20 protein-coding genes are annotated in these 18,810 nt (G+C 63.9%); 9 read left to right on the top strand and 11 right to left on the bottom strand.

Annotated elements, in window-relative coordinates; genetic code table 11:
• Window positions 1-40: 40 nt before the first annotated feature.
• The 4 genes from ACXJLH_RS27285 to ACXJLH_RS27270 are packed head-to-tail and all read right to left on the bottom strand — an operon-like array spanning window position 41 to window position 2,430.
• A complete protein-coding gene (locus ACXJLH_RS27285) occupies window positions 41-466 on the bottom strand; it encodes an ExbD/TolR family protein (RefSeq protein ID WP_457447487.1) in 426 nt (141 codons plus the stop codon).
• A 2-nt stretch (window positions 467-468) separates the two neighbouring features.
• On the bottom strand, window positions 469-1,113 hold the full coding sequence (locus tag ACXJLH_RS27280; protein ID WP_056200074.1) for a MotA/TolQ/ExbB proton channel family protein: 645 nt from the start codon (window positions 1,111-1,113) through the stop codon (window positions 469-471).
• A gap of 1 nt (window position 1,114) precedes the next feature.
• Window positions 1,115-1,855, bottom strand: a complete 741-nt coding sequence (gene dapB, locus ACXJLH_RS27275; RefSeq protein ID WP_268795276.1) for a 4-hydroxy-tetrahydrodipicolinate reductase — start codon at window positions 1,853-1,855, stop codon at window positions 1,115-1,117.
• Window positions 1,852-2,430, bottom strand: coding sequence for an outer membrane protein assembly factor BamE (locus ACXJLH_RS27270; protein ID WP_457321221.1), 579 nt, complete (start codon window positions 2,428-2,430; stop codon window positions 1,852-1,854). The genes dapB and ACXJLH_RS27270 overlap by 4 nt, the downstream gene beginning before the upstream one ends.
• A 113-nt stretch (window positions 2,431-2,543) precedes the next feature.
• On the opposite strand from ACXJLH_RS27270, the gene fur reads away from it, so the two are divergent.
• Window positions 2,544-2,984 (top strand): ferric iron uptake transcriptional regulator, encoded by a 441-nt coding sequence (fur, locus tag ACXJLH_RS27265; protein ID WP_056200069.1) that lies wholly within the window; start codon window positions 2,544-2,546, stop codon window positions 2,982-2,984.
• Between the two features lie 23 nt (window positions 2,985-3,007).
• Here the strand turns inward: fur and hprK are convergent, their stop codons facing one another.
• From hprK to hpf, 3 genes are all read right to left on the bottom strand, one after another.
• A complete protein-coding gene (gene hprK, locus ACXJLH_RS27260; protein ID WP_056200066.1) occupies window positions 3,008-3,964 on the bottom strand; it encodes an HPr(Ser) kinase/phosphatase in 957 nt (318 codons plus the stop codon).
• 34 nt (window positions 3,965-3,998) lie between these two features.
• Window positions 3,999-4,469, bottom strand: a complete 471-nt coding sequence (locus ACXJLH_RS27255) for a PTS sugar transporter subunit IIA (protein WP_056200063.1) — start codon at window positions 4,467-4,469, stop codon at window positions 3,999-4,001.
• A gap of 259 nt (window positions 4,470-4,728) precedes the next feature.
• Window positions 4,729-5,070 carry a ribosome hibernation-promoting factor, HPF/YfiA family gene (hpf, locus tag ACXJLH_RS27250; protein ID WP_056200061.1) on the bottom strand — a complete coding sequence of 114 codons (342 nt, stop codon included), beginning with the start codon at window positions 5,068-5,070 and terminating at the stop codon, window positions 4,729-4,731.
• A gap of 420 nt (window positions 5,071-5,490) precedes the next feature.
• On the opposite strand from hpf, the gene corA reads away from it, so the two are divergent.
• The 3 genes from corA (at window position 5,491) to ACXJLH_RS27235 (ending at window position 8,759) form a co-directional block, all read left to right on the top strand.
• A complete protein-coding gene (gene corA, locus ACXJLH_RS27245) occupies window positions 5,491-6,480 on the top strand; it encodes a magnesium/cobalt transporter CorA (RefSeq protein WP_056200057.1) in 990 nt (329 codons plus the stop codon).
• A gap of 464 nt (window positions 6,481-6,944) precedes the next feature.
• Window positions 6,945-7,859: a MerR family transcriptional regulator gene (locus ACXJLH_RS27240; protein ID WP_457350807.1), complete on the top strand. Its 915-nt coding sequence runs from the start codon at window positions 6,945-6,947 to the stop codon at window positions 7,857-7,859.
• A gap of 27 nt (window positions 7,860-7,886) precedes the next feature.
• Complete coding sequence (locus tag ACXJLH_RS27235; RefSeq protein ID WP_056200052.1) at window positions 7,887-8,759, top strand: ferritin family protein; 873 nt, start codon at window positions 7,887-7,889, stop codon at window positions 8,757-8,759.
• A gap of 68 nt (window positions 8,760-8,827) precedes the next feature.
• Here ACXJLH_RS27235 and ACXJLH_RS27230 read toward each other — a convergent pair whose 3' ends face one another.
• From ACXJLH_RS27230 to ACXJLH_RS27220, 3 genes are read right to left on the bottom strand one after another with little or no spacing between them, the layout of a single operon-like run.
• On the bottom strand, window positions 8,828-9,694 hold the full coding sequence (locus tag ACXJLH_RS27230; RefSeq protein WP_457447486.1) for a hypothetical protein: 867 nt from the start codon (window positions 9,692-9,694) through the stop codon (window positions 8,828-8,830).
• A gap of 15 nt (window positions 9,695-9,709) precedes the next feature.
• Window positions 9,710-10,579 carry an ABC transporter ATP-binding protein gene (locus ACXJLH_RS27225; RefSeq protein ID WP_457325000.1) on the bottom strand — a complete coding sequence of 290 codons (870 nt, stop codon included), beginning with the start codon at window positions 10,577-10,579 and terminating at the stop codon, window positions 9,710-9,712.
• Window positions 10,576-10,929: a GntR family transcriptional regulator gene (locus ACXJLH_RS27220; RefSeq protein WP_457447484.1), complete on the bottom strand. Its 354-nt coding sequence runs from the start codon at window positions 10,927-10,929 to the stop codon at window positions 10,576-10,578. Before ACXJLH_RS27220 ends, ACXJLH_RS27225 begins: the two co-directional genes overlap by 4 nt.
• Window positions 10,930-11,703: 774 nt before the next feature.
• Here ACXJLH_RS27220 and ACXJLH_RS27215 point away from each other — a divergent pair.
• From ACXJLH_RS27215 to ACXJLH_RS27195, 5 genes are read left to right on the top strand one after another with little or no spacing between them, the layout of a single operon-like run.
• A complete protein-coding gene (locus ACXJLH_RS27215; protein WP_457447482.1) occupies window positions 11,704-12,921 on the top strand; it encodes a GTPase-associated system all-helical protein GASH in 1,218 nt (405 codons plus the stop codon).
• The gene (locus tag ACXJLH_RS27210; protein ID WP_457447480.1) at window positions 12,918-13,889 is read left to right on the top strand and encodes a TRAFAC clade GTPase domain-containing protein; all 972 of its coding nucleotides are present in this window, start codon (window positions 12,918-12,920) and stop codon (window positions 13,887-13,889) included. Before ACXJLH_RS27215 ends, ACXJLH_RS27210 begins: the two co-directional genes overlap by 4 nt.
• On the top strand, window positions 13,886-14,737 hold the full coding sequence (locus tag ACXJLH_RS27205; RefSeq protein ID WP_457447478.1) for a TRAFAC clade GTPase domain-containing protein: 852 nt from the start codon (window positions 13,886-13,888) through the stop codon (window positions 14,735-14,737). The genes ACXJLH_RS27210 and ACXJLH_RS27205 overlap by 4 nt, the downstream gene beginning before the upstream one ends.
• Window positions 14,737-17,217, top strand: a complete 2,481-nt coding sequence (locus ACXJLH_RS27200) for a GAP1-N1 domain-containing protein (RefSeq protein ID WP_457447476.1) — start codon at window positions 14,737-14,739, stop codon at window positions 17,215-17,217. The genes ACXJLH_RS27205 and ACXJLH_RS27200 overlap by 1 nt, the downstream gene beginning before the upstream one ends.
• Window positions 17,214-18,353, top strand: coding sequence for a caspase family protein (locus ACXJLH_RS27195; RefSeq protein WP_457447474.1), 1,140 nt, complete (start codon window positions 17,214-17,216; stop codon window positions 18,351-18,353). The genes ACXJLH_RS27200 and ACXJLH_RS27195 overlap by 4 nt, the downstream gene beginning before the upstream one ends.
• Before the next feature lie 261 nt (window positions 18,354-18,614).
• On the opposite strand, the gene ACXJLH_RS27190 is transcribed toward ACXJLH_RS27195, so the two are convergent.
• Window positions 18,615-18,810, bottom strand: a 196-nt coding sequence (locus tag ACXJLH_RS27190) for an integrase core domain-containing protein (RefSeq protein WP_457446189.1), incomplete at its 5' end; no start/stop codon positions are given.

The raw sequence follows: 18,810 nt of genomic DNA, 5'->3' as shown, positions 1-18,810 counted from the left end.
ACGCCAAATTGTATGGGTCGCCCCTCTGGCGACCCTTCGGTCACGGTGCTGAAGCGGCGGCCTGGGCGACGAAGGCGATGCGGTTCAATCCCGCGGCCTGCACCCAGCCGATCAGTTCGGCGACCTGGCCGTAGGGCACGGTGCGATCGGCGCGCAGTTGCACTTCCATTTGCGCATTGGCGCGGCCGAGTTCGGATATGCGCTTCTGGAAGGCCTCGGGCGGCAGCTCGTCGTCGCCGAGATGAAGCTTGCCGTCCGGCGTGATGGCCACTGCGATGAAGCTCGGCGCATCGCTGGGCGTGGCGGCCTCGCTCTTCGGCAGGTCCAGGCGCAGGGATGCGGTCATCAGGGGCGCGGTGATCATGAAGATGACCAGCAGCACCAGCATGACGTCGATCAGCGGCGTCATGTTGATGTCGCTCATCGGGCGAGCGGCGTCAGGCCTTTCAAGTCGCCCGAAGCTCATGATCAATCGTGGTCCAGCAACTCGCGCAGGTCGTGCGCGAAGCCTTCAAGGTCGGCTTCACAAGCTGCCACGAGCTTGCCGAAGACGTTGTAGGCCAACACGGCAGGAATGGCCACGGCCAGACCGGCGGCCGTCATGATCAGCGCCTCGCCGACGGGCCCGGAGATCTTGTCGATGGTGATGTTGCCGGCCGCGGAGATGCTGGCCAGCGCGTGATAGATGCCCCAGACGGTGCCGAACAAGCCCACAAAGGGGGCCGTCGCACCAACCGAGGCCAGCAGCACCTGGCCGAACTGGAGCTTGGCCAGCACGGCATGCAGCGCGTCGCGCAGGCGGCGGGTCAGGCGGGATTCACGTTTGCCGGCGGCGTCCAGCGTGGCGCTGCGGGTCTCGGCCGTGGCGGCGTCCAGCAGCGGCAGCAACAGGCCTTCGGTGTCGAAGCTCAGCAGCGCACTGCGGCCCTCAGCAACACCGGCCGCGCCCCAGAAGGCCGGCACCGCGCGCACGAGGCCGCGGCGGGCGCGGCGCAGCAGCCAGGCCTTCCACAGGATCAGAGCCCAGGCGCTGACCGACATGGCCAGCAGCAGCAGCGCCACCGCGCGACCGACCAGGTCGCTTTGGGCCCAGAAGTCCGCGAAGCCGCCCATATCAGCCGTTGAATCCGAGGACGTCGTTCATGCCGAACAGGCCGGCCTTCTTGCCGCCGGCCAGAAAGCGCGCGCAGCGCAGGCTGCCCTGGGCATAGATGCCGCGGTTGGTGGCCTTGTGGCTGACCTCGATGCGCTCGCCGATGCCGGCGAACAGGACGGTGTGGTCGCCGATGATGTCACCGCCACGCACGGTGGCGAAGCCGATGGTGGACGGGTCGCGCGCGCCCGTGACGCCTTCGCGGCCATACACGGCGCTAGTCTTCAGGTCGCGGCCCAGGGCGTCGGCGACGACCTGGCCCATCTGCAGGGCCGTGCCGCTGGGGGCATCCACCTTCATGCGGTGGTGGGCCTCGACGATCTCGATGTCATAGCCCTCGTTCAGCGCGCGGGCGGCCATGTCCAGCAGCTTGAGCACGACGTTGACGCCAACGCTCATGTTGGGCGCGAAGACGACGGCGGTGCGCTCGGCGAATCTGGCGATCTCGGCCTTCTGGGCTTCGTCGAAGCCGGTCGTGCCGACCACGGCCTTGACGCCCAGTTCGGCGCAAACCGCCAGATGGGCCAGCGTCGCCTCGGGGCGGGTGAAGTCGATCATCACGTCGGCGCCAGCCAGGCCTGCGCGGACGTCGTCGCCCCTATCCAGCGTGACGTGCAGACTGCAGTCGTCGGCCGCCTCGACGGCCTCGATGAGCATCTTGCCCATGCGCCCGGAGGCGCCCATCACTGCGACCTTGATCACGAGCCCGAACCCGGCTTGGCGTCCAGCGGCGGATAAGTGCGGCCCGGCGCCGGGCCTTCGGCGGCGGCCGTGGGCGCGGCCTCGGTGCTCTTCTTGGGCGGGGGCAGGGCGTCGCGCTCGGCCTCGCTCAATTCCAGCTTCGGGTTCTTGCTGCTCGGCTTGAAGGTGTTGATGGCGGCCACGAAGTCGTTCTCGGCCGGCAGGTCGTCGGGCACATCCAGGGACTTGAGCTTGTCGCCGTCGAACAGGGCCACAACCAGGCGCTGCTGCGGCGCGGCACCCTGGCGGCGGATCGTGAAGACATAGTCCCAGCGCGCCTCGTGGAAGACGTCGGTCAGCAGCGGCGAGCCGAGCAGGTCGCGCACCTGCGCCTTGGGCATGCCGGGCTTGACGCGGGCGACCATCTCCTTGGTCAGCACATTGCCCTGCACGACCTCGACGCGATAGGGCGTCAGCAGGCCCAGCACCTTTTCGCCGGTGACCGACGGCAGGCTTGGCAGGGAATCCCAGGTGGGTAGGTAGGAGCAGCCGCCGAGCAGTGCAAGCAGCGGGAGAGAGGCAAGCAGGGGACGCATCGGGCGGCTGGCTGAAGGGGCAGGAAGGGGACGGGAAGCGCCGGCCGGCAGGCCGGCTGGCTATGATCGGCGGATTCTAGCGGGGCCCTCCCTGGCCTCCTTTGCTCCCCGCCATGCCCTCTTCCGCCAAGAACCAGACCAGCGACATCAAGAACAGCGGCCTCAAGGCGACGCTGCCGCGCATCAAGATCCTCGAGATCTTCCAGCGCGCGGCGCAGCGTCACATGACCGCTGAAGATGTTTACAAGGCTTTGCTTGGCGAGGGCGCCGATATCGGCCTGGCGACGGTCTATCGCGTGCTGCAGCAGTTCGAGCAGGCGGGCCTCTTGAGCCGCAACCATTTCGAGACGGGCAAGGCCGTCTATGAGCTCAACGAAGGCCACCACCACGACCACCTCGTTTGCCTGAACTGCGGCAAGGTCGAGGAGTTCTTCGACCCCGGCATCGAGGAGCGCCAGCACGCCATCGCGGGCGAACGTGGCTTCCAGCTGCAGGAGCATTCGCTGGCGCTGTACGCGACCTGCCTGAAGACGGACTGCCCGAACCGCAGCTGAGCGCTCCCCTCGGGCGAGGGGCTTCAATCCATCGAGCCGTTGTCGATGGCGCGCTGGTGGCGCTCGACGAATTCCTTGTAAGTGTCGATACCGCGCAACTGCAGGATGGTGTTGCGCACGGCGGCCTCGACCAGCACGGCGAGGTTGCGGCCGGCGTCCACGGCGATGACGACCTTGCGCACCGGCATGCCCAGCACGTCCTCATACAGAGGCTCATAGGGCAGGCGCTCGAAGTCGCGCTCCATCGTCTCCTTGCGCACCAGGTGGACGATGAGCTTGAGGCGCATCTTGCGGCGCACCGCCGTCTCGCCAAAGATGGACTTGATGTCGAGCAGGCCGATGCCGCGTACTTCCAGCAGGTTCAGCAGCAGCTCGGGGCAGCGGCCCTCGATGGCGGTCTGGGCGATGCGGAAGAAGTCGACCGCGTCGTCGGCGACCAGGCCGTGGCCGCGCGAGATCAGCTCCAGGCCGAGTTCGCTCTTGCCCAGGCCCGATTCGCCGGTCAGCAGCACGCCCAGGCCCAGGATGTCCATGAAGACACCGTGGCGGGTCGTGCGGTTGGCGAACAGCTGGGACAGGTAGCCGCGCACCAGGTCGATGACATGACCGGCGGACTCATTGGTGCGGAACAGCGGAATTTCGGCCCGGTCGCACATGGCGACGAGGCGCGGCGGCGGCAAGCTGTCGTCGGCGACGATGATGACCGGCGGCTCCAGCGTGACGATGCGGGAAATGCGCCGGTCCTGAACGTCGGTGCCTTCCTGGTTCAGATAGGCCACCTCACGACGGCCGACGATCTGGACGCGGTAGGGATGGATGTAGTTCAGGTAGCCGACCAGGTCGGCCGCACTCTGCGCATCGCGCACGGCCGCTTCGTCGAAGCGGCGTTCCGGGTGGGCGTGGCCGGCGATCCACTCCCAGCGCAAGGCCTCGCGGTGCTCTTCGAAAAGCCTTTCCGCGCTGATCGAGGTGGGTTTCAAACTAAGGGTTTACGCGAAGCGTCGAAAAGCGGCATCAAGCGACTGATTTCAGCGGCTCCCAGGCCGCAATCAGCTTGTGCAGGGTGGCGGCGTCCGGCTCGGCCTTGAGCTGCTCGCGCAGTTCGCGGTCGGACAGCATCTCGGCGATCTCGGACAGGATCTCCAGATGACGCTGCGTGGCCGCTTCGGGCACGAGCAGGAAGATCAGCAACCCGACGGGCTCGTCATCCGGCGCATCGAAGCCGATGGGCTGGGCCAGCCGCAGCACCGCAGCCAGCGGGTTCTTCAGGCCCTTGACGCGGCCATGCGGGATGGCGACGCCGTGTCCCAGGCCGGTCGAGCCCAGACGCTCTCGGGCGAAGAGGTTGTCGGTGACCAGCGCCCGGCCCATCTGGTGGTGGTTTTCGAACAGCAAGCCTGCATGTTCAAAGGCGCGTTTCTTGCTGGACGCATCCACGTTCACCAACACGTTGTCGGCAGGCAGGATGGCGGCGAGACGGTTCATGGGTTGAGGCCAAGCATCGGGGGCGCCGGATAGGCGCGGCCGTGCCGGGCTGGTGGGTCAATCAGAGCGACAGATTATGGAACCGTGCGTCGTTTTGGGGTGGGCGGTAGCCCCTAGAGACGTGGAAAACGCCTCTGACCACCCATGAATGCGGGTTTTTGCGGCACTGCAGCAACAACCGATTGCCGCGAGCAGCCATGGATTGTGCATCGCAAAAACAAAAGCGGCCCGCAGGCCGCCGCGAGATGAGCCAGGGGCTTCAGCGTGCGGGTACCTCGAGGCGCTTGGCCGAGGCGTGGTGATGGTCCTGCACCTTGTCCTTGTGGCGGCAGACCTGACGATCCAGCTTGTCCATCAATTGATCAATGGCGGCGTACAGATCCTCGTGGGATTGCTCGACAAAGATGTCGCGGCCCTTCACATGCAGGGTCACTTCGGCGCGCTGGCGGCGTTCCTTCTCCTTTTGCTTCTCTACGGTCAGCAGGACGTTGATATCAACGACCTGGTCGAAGTGGCGGGTCACACGGTCCAGCTTGGTGAGTACGTACTCGCGCAGAGCGGGCGTGACTTCGAGATGATGGCCACTGATCGTCAGATTCATAAAGCCTCCTTTCAGAGGAATGGGTCGGAAAACAAACCAGAAAACTGAGAAAAAACAGACGAAGGGGGAGGGAGGAGGAGGGTCTTTCGGGTAGCGGAGGTGGGTGGGAGTGGGGAAATCGACGAGTCCAGTTTGCTCGCGAAGCCGCGGCATGACAAGGGGATGACGGTGACCGTTTGTCGGCTGGAGGGCCTCGTTTTCGCGGCTTCTTTCACGTCTTGAGCGGGTGCAATAATCCGCGGCTATTCACCCTACGGAGCCCTTCTTGGACAGCGATCACCCTCGGTGACCGTCCACTCCCGCTGCCGGCCTTCCTGAGGCCCCGCCCGGAGTGAGACGGTTGACCTGAATCCCGCCACCCCGGACGGCGCTGCGCCGTCGTCCTCCGCCAGTCTGGCCAGCGCTGCCAGGAGACGATGCATGCTGAATGTGTTTACGCTGGACAACGGGCGCCTCAAGGGCGGCCTGTTCCAGGAAGAAATCGAAACCGCCGAGGACCTGGCCCAGTCGCGCCCGGTCTGGGTCGACCTGGAAAGCCCGAGCGCCGAGGAGAAGGGCTGGATCCGCGACCGCTTCGGCCTGACCATCCCCGAGGACATCGTCGACGAGGACCTGGAGGAATCGGCGCGCTTCTACGAGGAAGACAACGGCGAGCTGCACATCCGCTCCGACTTCCTCATCGAGGGCGACGAGGGCCCCGACGGCAAGTCGGCGCGCAATGTGCGCGTGGCCTTCATCCTCTTCAACAACATCCTGTTCTCCATCCACAACGAGGACCTGCCGGTGTTCCGCCTGCTGCGGCTGCGCGCGAGGCGCATTCCGGCCCTGATCGAGGACGCCAAGGACGTGCTGCTCAAGCTCTACGACGCCGACGCCGAGTACTCGGCGGACGTGCTGGAGGGCATCTACGACAAGCTTGAGGCCGTCAGCGTTCGCGTGCTGAAGAGCGACGTGACCGACGCCGCCGCCGGCGAGGTGCTGTCGGCCATTGCGCGCGAGGAAGACTTGAACGGCCGCATTCGCCGCAACGTCATGGACACGCGCCGTGCCGTCAGCTTCATGATGCGCAGCCGCATGCTCAACGCCGAGCAGTTCGAGGAATCGCGCCAGATCCTGCGTGACATCGACTCACTCGACTCACACACCGCTTTCCTCTTCGACAAGATCAACTTCCTGATGGATGCGACCGTCGGCTTCATCAACATCAACCAGAACAAGATCATCAAGATCTTCTCGGTGGCCAGCGTCGCCCTGCTGCCGCCGACGCTGATCGCATCGATCTACGGCATGAACTTCAAGAACATGCCGGAACTGGAGTCGAGCTGGGGCTACCCATTCGCCCTCGTGCTGATGCTGCTGTCCGTCGCCGCGCCCTTCATCTATTTCCGCCGCAAGGGTTGGTTGAAATAGCTCCCGTGCGCGTCAAAAGGCAAGGGCCTGCGTCGTGGACGCAGGCCCTGGTCATAAAAGCGGCCGCAGAACGCCTCGAAGCCAACGAGGGAGGGAGGGAGGAGGAGGAGAACGGCTTCGAGATTGCTGCTCTGAGATCAGAGAGGTTGCGCGACCTAAATTCGTGGTTGAGCGGAGAGTGCGAGTCGAGCCAGGGCTCGGGTTTTTACTGGTGTGTAGCCTGAGAGTGGGCACTGAGCGCGAAATTCCAAGGCCGTGTACCGGTTTCCTGTGACGATTGTTGTCCTCGCCGCGGCTGTTTTTCTCTGCCCCGTGTGGCTGCGGCGGAATTACAAACAGTAGGACGTGTAAGTCGCTTTGTCGAATATTTCTGTTGGTGTGCGGGCCGCCCCTCGCGCGCGGCCGGAATCAACTACTGTCCCAGCTTTGTGCAGGGCGAACCATGCGCGATCCGAGATCCAGCGATGAATGATTCGTTCGACGGCATCGGCATCACCGCGGTCGAGCGCGATACCGGCATCCACAAGGAAACGCTGCGCGTCTGGGAGCGCCGCTATGGTTTCCCGTCGCCCAGGCGCGACGCGACCGGCGAGCGCCTGTACCCGCCGGAACAGGTTCAGCGGCTGCGGCTCGTGAAGCGGTTGCTGGACGCCGGCCACCGTCCGGGCCGTGTCGTTGCTGCTTCGGTACAGGAGTTGTCGGCCCTGCTGAAGCCGCCTGCGGCCGTGCCTGTCGCGGGCGCGGCTGTCGAGCCTTTCGAGATCGCCGCCTGTGCCGCCTTGCTGCAAGGCCATGACGTCGAGGGGCTGCGGCGTGCGCTGTCCGAGGTCGTGCTGCGCCGCGGTCTGGGGCGTGGCGTCATCGAGGTCTTCGCGCCTTTGACGACGCGCATTGGCGAGTTGTGGATGAGCGGGGCGCTGCAGATCTTCCAGGAGCACCTCTACAGCGAATCCCTGCAGTTGGTGCTGCGCCAGGCCATGCATGCGCTGCCGCCCCCGACCGGTCGCCAGCCGCGGGTGCTGTTGACAACCCTGCCCGGCGAAAGCCACGCGCTGGGCCTGCTGATGGTCGAGGCCCTACTGGGCCTGGAGGGCGCCGCCTGCCTGTCACTGGGCGTGCAGACGCCGTTGGCGCAGTTGCCTGCCGCCGCGGCGGCCTGCCGGGTCGATGTCGTCGCGCTGAGCTTCGCCGGCCAGCTGGCCCCCCGAGCCGCGCTGGACGGACTGGCCAGCTTGCGCACACAGCTGCCGGCCGCCGTCGAAATCTGGGCCAGCTGCAGCAGCCGGGCACTCCGTTTGCCGGGCTCTCAGGACGGCGTGCGCTGCCTCGACGGCCTGGCCGCAATCGCGCCGGAGATGGCACGCTGGCGCGAACTTTAGAATCCCGCCTCTAGACGAGGATTTCTCATGCTTTACCCTGAACTGTTCAAGCAACTCGAAGCCGTGCGTTGGAACATGGACCGCGACATCCCGTGGGACAAGTTCGACGCCAGCCTGCTGAGCGACGAACAGGCCCAGACCATCAAGATGAACGCCATCACCGAGTGGTCGGCCCTGCCCGCCACCGAGATGTTCCTGCGCGACAACCGCGAAGACAGTGACTTCTCGGCCTTCATGTCGGTCTGGTTCTTCGAGGAGCAAAAGCACAGCCTGGTGCTGATGGAGTACCTCAAGCGCTTCCGCCCTGATCTCGTGCCCACGGAGGCCGAGCTGCACGAGGTGCGGTTCGACTTCGACCCCGCGCCAGCGCTCGAGACGCTGATGATGCATTTCTGCGGCGAGATCCGCCTGAACCACTGGTACCGCCGTGCGTCCGAGTGGCACAACGAGCCCGTCATCAAGGCCATCTACGAAACCCTGTCGCGCGACGAGGCCCGGCACGGCGGCGCCTATCTGCGCTACATGAAGCGGGCCATGGCCAAGTTCGGTGACGAGGCCCGCGCGGCCTTCGCCAAGGTCGGCGTGCTCATGGCCAGCGCCCGCCGCACGGCCCAGGCCCTGCACCCGACCAATCTGCACGTCAACGCCAAACTCTTCCCGCGCGACACCATCCAGAGCCGCCTGCCCGATCCCGAGTGGCTGGAGCGCTGGCTGGACAAGCAGATCCAGTTCGACTCGGTCTGGGAGAACAAGGTCGTCGAGCGCATCCTGCACAACATGAGCCTGCTGATGGACCGCAGCTTCGCCACCGTGCAGGAGCTCAACCGCTTCCGCAAGGAAGTGGCAGCGCGCATCGTGCCGCCGGCGGCGCCCGACGCTCTGGCCAGTTCACCGACCTGAGGCGTTCAGAAACAAAAAACCGGGGCCAGTTGAACTGACCCCGGTTTGCTTTTGGGCAGGCCGGCCGATCAGGCGCCGCGTGCCCGCTTCATCACCACCAGTGCGAAACCAGCGGCGGCCACGGCGACCCAGCCCAGGAACTGCAGCGAGGCGAGATCGGCCAGCGTGTGGCTCAGGTCCTGCAGCGACCAGGTCCACAGGTTGACGTCCGACATCAGGGCCGACTTCAGGCCTTCCGCGTCATTGATCATCGAGTGGCCGAGGCGCTCGTTCCAATCGCTCAGCGCCTGCAGCGGCCAGTCGATGCTGTAGACCTTGTGCAGCACCAGGGTGACGACGAAGCCGCCGACGAAGACCAGCGGCACGCCCAGGCGCTTGAGCCAGGCCGAAGCGGCCATCAGCACGAAGATCATCGGCGCCAGCCACAGCATCAGCGGCACGGTGCCCACGAGGCCACGCAGCAGCAGGGGCGTTGCCGCCGAGACGACCTCGCCCCAGTTCACCGACATGGCCGCGCCCAAGCCCGCCTTGCTGCCCAGCACCGACATCGCGATCGGCAGGCCGAAGAGAGCGCCCACGACGGCGCCGCCCAGAGGCGCCAGCCAGGCATGCGCCAGCACCGTCGACGCGACGCTCTCGCTCGGGCGCCCCGGCAGGGAGAGCCAGAACTCGATCGAGCGGTCCTGCGCATCACGCCGCGCCAAGCCGGGCAACTGGAACAACGCCACCAGCAGGCAGATGACATACACCGCGCAGGTGCTCAGCAGCAGGATGGCCAGGCCGATCAGCTCGGGGTGTTCCATCGGCAGGCCCTGCACATGGCCGAAGGGCAGCATGACCAGGAAAAGGATCGGCGGGGCGAAGGCGGCGATCAGCCAGCCGCGCTTGTGCTGCATCCACTCGCGCAGCAGCAGGGTGGGAATGTGGTTGTTCATGGCATTTGCTCCAGTTCAGGCTTGCTTGCCGTTCAGCGCCGGGTTGCGGGTCAGCGCCATGAAGAGGTCGACGAGGCTGGGGCGCACGCGCTGGCCCAGGCTCGTGATGTGCTCGGGCGGGGGGCCATCGAACAGCGAGGTCGTGCGACCCTGCTCGCGGTAGCGCAGCAGCGGGTGGGCGGCGGCCATCGCGTCGGCGGCGGCCGGGTCGTGGTTCAGCGCCACGAAACGGCGGTCGATGTCCTCCAGGCTGATCGACAGCGCCACGCGGCCTTCGTCCAGCATGATCACGTCGGACAGCAGCGCCTCGACCTCCTCGACCTGGTGCGTCGAGATCAGCACGCTGCGTTCGCCGTCGCACCACTCGTCGATGAGCATCTCGTAAAAGCTCTTGCGCGACACCACGTCCAGGCCCAGCGTCGGCTCGTCCAGGATCATCAGCTTCGCGTCGATGGCGGCGATCAGTGCCAGGTGCGTCTGGGCCACCATGCCCTTGGACAAGCTCTTGATCTTGTCGCCCTCGCTGACGCTGGTGCGCTTTAGCAGGGTGCGCGCGCGCTCGGCAGAGAACTTGGGTTGCAGCCGGCCCATCAGCGTGATCAGCTCGTGCACGCGGGCCCAGCGCGGCAGCACGGCCACGTCGGGGATGTAGCTGAGTTCGGTCAGCAGCTGCTGGCGGTTCCTGGTCGGCTCCAGCCCCAGCACGCTCAGCTCGCCCTGCACCGGCAGCAGGCCGACCATCGCCTTCATGAGGGAGGTCTTGCCGGCGCCGTTGTGGCCCAGCAGGCCGACGACGCGGCCCTTGGGCACCGCGACGGACACGTCGTTCAGCGCTGTCTTCTTGCCGTAGCGCAGCGTGATGTTCTTGGCTTCGATGAGGTTCATGTCGACTCCCAGTTCAGATCCTTGGCGGTCAGCCCCAGCCGCTTGAGCTTGGCGCGCAGGGCAGGCCAGTCCTTCTGCAGGAACTGCTCACGTTCCTGGCGCAGCAAGCGCTCGCGGGCGCCGCTCATCACATACATGCCCAGGCCGCGGCGCGACTCGATCAGGCCGTGGTCACTGAGCGCCTGCAGCGCCCGCGTCACCGTCAACGGGTTGATGACGTACTGGCTGGCGAGTGCGCGTACCGAGGGCAGGGCCTCGCCTTCCGGGGGGCTGCCGTCAAGCAGTTGCACGGCCAGTCGGTCGGCGAGCTGCTGGTAAATCGGCGCCTGGTCTGTCCAGGTGGGAGTCATGGGAGCTCCGAGGTGTGTTGCTGATGTAGCACACCATATCTCCGACCCCGGTTGGCGACCTAGCGGCGAGCGACAAACCGTCGAATTGGCGGGATGAGCTGCTGGTGACCGCACGCGACGTCGGCCGTTGTCGGTTTGCGCTGAGTTTGGAACTGTTTGCGCTTAACTTGGAACTAATTACCCGACAGGTCCCGCACTGGCAGCGCTCCCAAGTTATTGATGGCTAAGGTTTTTTAGCTCTGGTACTTGACAGGCGCCAGCGTTGGTTCGCACCGAAGGCTGAGCTTTTTGCAGCGAACTTTGAACCGCTGCGGGAACTTGTCCTGCGTCATCTTTTCTGCCCAGGGACCTCTGCTGGCCACAAGTTGCAGGAACCGATGGACTCCAACTAGGAGGCCTACGTCATGAGGCTGCGCAATGTGCTCAAGAAGATGATGATGAGGCCCGTCCTGGCGCCTGCAAAGGCTTAAGAGTCGACGTCTTCAGTGTTCCGGTCCAGGATGTGGGCCTGGGCCTGGGCGTGTCGCCGGCCCAGCATTCTTGATCTCTTTGGAGAGGAGATTTCCGGCACGTACGAGGAAATGGGCGTCTCTGATCGATGAAGGGCTGGTGAGAGTGGTCTAGGCCTTCAAACCTTTGCTAGCGCAGCACCGAATTGACGATTGCCGCTAGAGCCACGCATGATCACGTTACAGAACGTCAGCGCAGTTGGTGCGTCATTTCATTCGCGCCGTGGAGCGCGTTACGCCCGATCTGATATTGGGGAGGAGATATATGACCACGTCGGTCCTTCAAACTTTTGTTCGCGAAAGCCTCATCGAACTTGACGGCGACGACTCTCGCCTAGCCAAGCTTCAAGAGGCTGCAACAGCCCTAGCCGCCGACTGTGAGGCGGGGCCCATAGCTACTGCCTTCCCACTCTTGTTCGCCACTCTTCGGCCCGAAGGCGCATCCACGGATAGCAGCTTTGATGACGTTGCAAACGTGATCGAAGAACACTGGTCTACGTACAAGAGCGTCTTCAAGGACGGCCGCGCGACGACGCTCTACCGCGCGGTTGCTTTGCAAGCCATCGTGGAGGCCATCGACAACGCGCCGGCGCTGGGTACGGCGATCGCGCTCTTGCTGCGCAACCTCCGATCCGAACTGGCAATGGGAAAATACGAGCCTGCGATCAAAATCGTGGCCGTTGCCGCGGAAGAGGCGTTCGCGTCCGAGCGAGAGTCCAGCAACATGGCCGCAGCGAAGGTGGATGCAACCCTTGCACCGGCAGCGAAGACCGCAAAGATCGACCGCGCCAACCTAAAAAAGCGCATTGAGGCGGCAGTTGGGCCGCATGATCGCCAAGGACAGGCGCTGGATTCCCCGAACCCGCACTGGACAAATGCAGGCAACCCGTGGAGCTATGACTTCTCGGATCGCATGACCGCGATCATTGGCGACTGCGTCGATTTGGCGATCACGGAGGCGACCAAACTTGACGTTAGGAATCATGGCGCGGTTGGAGCGAGTCTCTCCGCGGTTGGCAAAATCGATCCCGCCCTGAATCGCTCGGCCGGCTTGCTGTGGTGGCGGCAAGCGCTCTACTCGCGGTCCGCAGGCCAGCCCTATCGTGCGCTGCCAAAGGCTGACGCCGTCGTTCATGCTGTGATCGACCTGGCAGCTCAGATCCCTTCTGCTTATGAACCTGCCTTGGACTCCTTCCTCATGGAAGCCATCCTCGCGCTGAATCTAGAGGACGAGCCCATGGGCTCAGGCGCAGTCCTCGAAGTCTTGCCTTTGGCGAGCGAGGAGCTCGACGGAGCCTTGCGGTACGCGGCTCCCGCTGGCCTGATGATTTCCGCTCTCTTGGAAAGAGAGACCTCCGGCCTTGTCGCCGATCCTCTTCTGCCGCCACATCGTTGGGCAGTGTGGTTGATCCGCGAGCTCATGGCCTTGCGCGCCGTGGAGGGGCTGCAGGCAGCGTCTGAAGAGTCGGAAGAACAGAAATGAACCGCTGCCCGCATAAGGGCTGCAACGCCCCGGAGATGTCCTGTGTGCAGGGCGAAGAGATGGAGGACTGCCCGGCCTGGAAAAGCAGAGTCAAGGGTGGGTCCGACGGTGAGCCGGTCGTCATGGTCGACGGGCAGGCCGCGAGGGACCTGCGATTCCCATGGACCGGCAACGTGATGGGGCCGGCCGATTTGCCCTATCTTGCCGGCGCCAAGCGAATCCGGCTGCTGACGATGGCCGGCGCATCTGACGCTGGCAAGACATCGCTGCTTGCGGCCTTCTATCTGCTGATTGCTCGAGGCTACCGACCCGAAGGAGTGGACTTCGCTGGTTCCCTGACTCTCGAGGGGTGGGAGAACATCGCAGGCAGCCTTCAGTGGAATGCACTGAATGGTCCGACCTTCCCAGCGCACACCTCCAGCGGCGGCGGTCGATCGCCAGGCATGCTTCACATGACGCTGCGCAGCTCTAGCAGCGAATGCGAACTTGTCGCAGCTGACGCGCCGGGCGAGTGGTTCACCGATTGGGCGGTGCACCGCGACAACCCGCGCTCCGACGGAGCCCGATGGCTTTCCGAGCGGACCGACGTGTTCCTTGTCATTGCTGATTCGAAGGCGCTATCTGGGCCAGATCGCGGACAGGCGCGTCAGGCGCTGCTGGACTTGCTGCGCAGGGTCGGCTCAGAGCGGGACGGTCGCCCCGCGGCGCTGGTCTGGACGAAATCCGATCTCACTGTTCCGTCTGGCATTCAAGCGGCCATCAGGGAGGGCGCAGAACGAAGCCTCAAGGACTTCCAGGAATTCAGCGTCAGCATGCATCCGGAAGCAGGAAGCGAGAGCCGCAACAAGGGCCAAGGCATCCTCGAGCTGCTTGCCTGGGTCATCAATGCTCAACCGAGCAACCGGGAAGAGTTGGTCGCCGATCACGATGGCAGCGCCCTGCTGCGCACGTTTGGGAGCTTTGCATGAGCGCGGCGAGCAATGGCGAGATCCGGATTGCCCTGTTCGGTGAATCAGACCATGGGAAGTCCCACTACGGCGCCCAACTCCTGTCGCGCATCGAGACGGAGAAGTGTGAGCTGAAGCTTCGTACTGCTTCAGTGGATCTGTCTGCCTACGACGACGTCCGCAAGAAGCTGAACTCAGGCCTGTTGGCAGAGCACACGCCAAGCGGTATGTACAAGGACAACCTATGGCCCGTGATCGACGGGAAGGGCCGATCGTTGGATCTGACCTGGCCCGACTATGCCGGCGAACAGGTGAAGCAGGTGATCGACGGCCGGACCATGAACCAGGAATGGCTGGAGCGCACACAAGGTGCCGATGGTTGGATGCTGGTCGTCCGCCCGAAGCTCGCAAAGCTGGACGAGGACGTGTTCTCGAAGCCGTTGGCGAGCCTGGGCAAGGCAAAAGCGTCCGCGGGTGCGAAGCCCAAGCGTTCAACGCAGGCCAGGCTGGTCGAGCTCTTGCAGATGCTCGTTCACGCGCGCGGCCTTTGCGACCGAAGCGCGCCACCGCCGCTGGTGCTTTTGCTGTCCTGTTGGGACGAGTTGAAGCTGCCGGAAGGTACTACCCCGTCGCAGGTCATCGACAGCCACATGCCGCTCCTCGCTTCATACGTCCGATGCTGCTGGGCAGGTCGGGCATCGGTGCTCGGCCTGTCGGCCTTGGGCGTTGAACTCAGTGACAAGGTGCCCAACGAGGACTTCGTTGACAACGGCCCGGAAAACTTTGGATTCGTTGTCAAAGCGGACGGTGAGGAAGACTCCGATCTGACGATCCCGCTCGTCAGATTGGCGGACATGTCTGTTGGCTGATGGTCATTCAGCAAGCCATCTATGGCGTGTCGACCGGGCACGCCTTGCTTCGCTGCAGCGATGACAAGCTATTCAAGGAGTTCAACGAAGCGGCGTGGCTCACGGACCTGCCGGCGACTTGTCCGTATGGCATCACTTGGGCGCCGTTCTATCGCATGGTCCGGCTGGATGGCTGGATGTTCTTCGTCCACACCCGGCCGGATGCCGATGCGCAACGCGGCGGCATGGTGTTCTCGCGGGCGGCGCTCCTCCCGTTGACACGGATCGGTGAACTCCACGACCTGTCTCACCTTGCCGCCGAACTGCAGAAACCGTGGACGCCAGAAGAAGAGCTCCCACCGATTGCCATCCCAGAGTGCGCTGGCCGTGATCCAGAGGCGCACGTTCCTCCGCTCACCGCTGCGATCGCACACTGGGTCATGCGCGATCCCACCAGGCCCGCCGTCGTCTTCCAGCAGGACGGTCTTGACGAAGCGCTGTTCGAACTTTGGCGGCGGGTCCCATCGGAGTTCCGCAGCAAGCTAACGTTCGGCCTAAGTTTCAGTCCTGGAGACATTGAACAGGCCACCGTCGTGTTCACCCCGAAGGAGCTTGCCTCTCGATGGGATCCCGCCCAGATCGTCGACCCGGAACATGACCAGGATGTCGACGGGCACGTCGCGACTGTGCTGGACCTGCAGCTCAATCAATCCGTCCGCGAGTTTGCGAGCCGAGTGTCGCTTCCATTGGATTCCGCGAATGCCATCTCGTACGCCATCCAAGCCTCCGAACTCTGGCATGGCGATGCATCGCCGGCGAGCGATGTGAAGTTGCTCCGGATCCTTGCCGAGGTCGCCCTGCCTAGCTCGGGCGCATCTGAAGCCAGGGCTCTTGTTGCACAGCGCCTCGCTGCGGCTCACGCGACTTGGCCGCAGTCGGTCGTCATGCAGATGAGGAACCTCGACCTGACGTCGGTCGAGGGCGCTGACAAAGTCGAGTTTGGGATTCAGACCTGGGTGACGGCGCGAGCCGTTTCCGCGGACCAGGACGGCCTGCTGGAGGTCCTGTGTGCTTGGCTGACGGACAAGCCCAGGCCACCCTGGAAGGACTCCGTAGAGGCCGGCCTCGCCGCAGCTCTCGCTTGGAAACATTTACCGGATGGCCTTTTCAGGCTGATCTGGCAAGCGATCAAGGACGATCCCAGCAGGGCTCCACGGGGCCTTTCGATTCTGCATGGGCCTGTGCACGAGAAGCGGTTGACCGCATACGTCGATGTTGATCTTTCGTCTGGCATCGCGGATCAAATCCTGCCAACGGCTTTGTCGATGGAGTGGTGGCTCTTGGGCGGGACACTGCTCGGGCGGTCGCGTTCAACGGTCGATGCACTTCGTGCGGCAGTGGCTGCGGCGCCGAGTACCAAGACCGCCCGCAAGGCCCTGATCAGTAGCTCACTGAGCAGCGCGCGTCCAATCGAACTCGTCGACGCCGCCATCGGGGTTCGCGACCCCATCGCGATGCAGTTGGCCGCCCAAGTTGCCGAGAAGGACCGATCGGTGTTCCTCAGCTTTGACTGGAAGCGCTTCGAGTGGTTCGAGCTCTTCAAAGCGGCCTACGACCTCTCAACCGACGTCATTGACGCGTTGCCCGATCGAGTCGATGGCATGGGGCGGATGATCGCCGCGCAAATGGCGGCGCTAACGATCTGGCAGGTTGTGGCTGCCACCCCGCTGGCTGACTTGTCCGAGGTTGCAGCTCGGCAGCGTGCCTGGGATCTCATCCCCGCGCACCTTGTTGATGGGATTCTGGACGCCACAGCACGCGGCTGGCTAAGTCGCTTCGAACAAGGGCTTGTGTCAGCCGCGGACCTCGACCCTAGGCTGGAGCCGATCGTCTCTGGCATGGCCAGGCAACCCGACTATGTCCTGGATGCGCTTCGACGTGAGCCGGCCTCACTTCCTCGATTTCTGGCCGACTTCTCCTTTGCAACCGACGCCGACGCATTTCGGTTCCTCACCGGGCTCAAAGCCAACGACCTGCGCCTGGCGGAAACCTCATCCAAGGCGCTGGGTCAGGCCTTCGTTGCGAATGGCTGGCGCGATGCCGCGAGAGGTGCCGTGTATTGGCTGCATGCTCGGCCAGACCTGCGGCCCATGTACCGCGAGTGCCTGTCGCTCGTATCAATGTTCGATACGCTGTGGGTGAGCTGGGAGTTGGGCTTGTCGTCGCCCCTCACCGTCGATCAGGCTTGGGAGGCTTTTGCGACCGAGGCCGCGCATCTCTATCCGAGCGGGCCGTGGCACGATGCGATTTGGAGCCGAAGCGGCGGGGATGAAGAGGATCTGGTCTATCAGGGCACCGGCAAGGCCACTTGGCACCGCTGCATACAGGACCTCCGAAATGGGATGGCGCCAGGGGCCGAGGCCGTCCTCAAAAAGATGATCGAAGACCTACCTCACAACAACACGCTCAAGCAACTTCAGCGGCAAAGGTTTTGGCGATGACTGGACAGCGAAAGGAATTCCCGGGGGGGCGTGCCCTGCTGATCGGGATCGGCAAAGGCTATTCAGGACACTTGGAACTGCCCGACGTCGTGCGTCATGACGCCGAGGCGTTGGGCGTGGTGCTGCGAGATCCAGACCTGTGTGGTTACCCAGCGAGTCAAGTGCGTCTGCTCCTGGACGCTGACGCGACACGAGTCAACATACTCTCGGCGCTTCGGGAACTGGTGGACAACGCCAAACCGAGCGACACGGTCATCATCTTCTTCTCTGGCCACGGCGGGCACTGGACGGTCGGGGCGGATCCCTTTGGCTATATCTGTCCAGCCGACTATGTCTTCCTGGACCCAGAGAATACCGGTATCAAGACGGACGAACTCAGCAACTTGGTCAACGCCATTCCGGCTGCGCGCGTCGTTCTGATCCTTGATGCCTGCCATGCTGAAGCCGCTGCCGTTGTTAAGTCCGATGAAGCAAAGAAAGGCTTTTTGCCGCAGGGGTTGCGCGCGCCGGTGCTTCAGAAATTGAGTTCCGGAAGCGGACGTGTCGTTCTGGCCTCGTGCAGTGAGAACGAGCGTTCCTATACCTACAGTGCCAAGGGTCAGAGTCTCTTTACGCACTTCCTTCTCGAAGGATTGAAGGGCGCGGCGCCCGAAATTGAAGATGGGGTCATCGGAGTACTTGATCTGTTCATCTACCTATCTAGGGAAGTGCCTGCGCGGCCGCAGAGAGGGGAAGTTCAAACCCCGGTGATCCTGATGCGCGGTAAGACGAACTTTCCACTCGCGCTGCGAAGAGGCGGATGGCTGAAAGGCGTTGAAAGTCCGATACCTGCATCGAACCCTGCGCGCGCACCGGCCGCCACCACGCGCGCCTCGTCCGTAGATCCGCGGCGCCTCGAGCGCGTTCTTGCGATCCTGTATCCGACAGGCCCACTTCACGATGAGATCTGGTCTAGAGCCGGTGGCGACGTATCGACCCTTCGGCTATCTGGTAGCGGGAAGGCGTCATGGCATGCGGCCGTGAAAGCCATCGATAACGGCGGTGGCGGTGCTGGGATCAGCTACGCCTCCTTGATCGCAGCAGCGCTCGATGAATACCCTAGCCATTCGGACTTGCTGGAGCTTTCCGGTTCATAGGCCGTTGGGGCGCCTATTGGAATCGAGCGGTACTAGCGCAATCGGTTCGCAATGCGCAACGGGATTTTTGAGATCAAAGTCCCGGAAGCTAGACATCGCCTGCCCGTGGCTCCGCCGCCAGCGCATRGCGTTGATGAACTGACCATGGCCAAAGAGAAGGACGTTGCTGAAAGGGCGTCCGGCGTCTTGGTGCAGGCGAGCGACCGTGTGACCTGCCCCCAAACGCCGTGCCAATTGATAGTTCGGAGCCCTGGTTGAAGGTTACTGGATCTCTGTATTGATGAGTCCGGCGTGCAGGGCGGGATCGGCCGCGTTTCTGCGGTGCTGCTCAGCAAATTGCGCCGGCGGTATTCGTCCAATGCTGCCGTGCGGACGGACCTCGTTGTAGTCACGGCGCCAGGCGGCGATCTCGGTTCTGGCCTGCTTCAATGTCTCGAACCAATGCTCGTTCAGACAT

It is taken from the genome of Roseateles sp. P5_E4 (assembly GCF_054049255.1).
The sequence above is the reverse complement of the archived record's forward strand: the minus strand, read 5'-3'. Positions and strand labels throughout refer to the sequence as shown.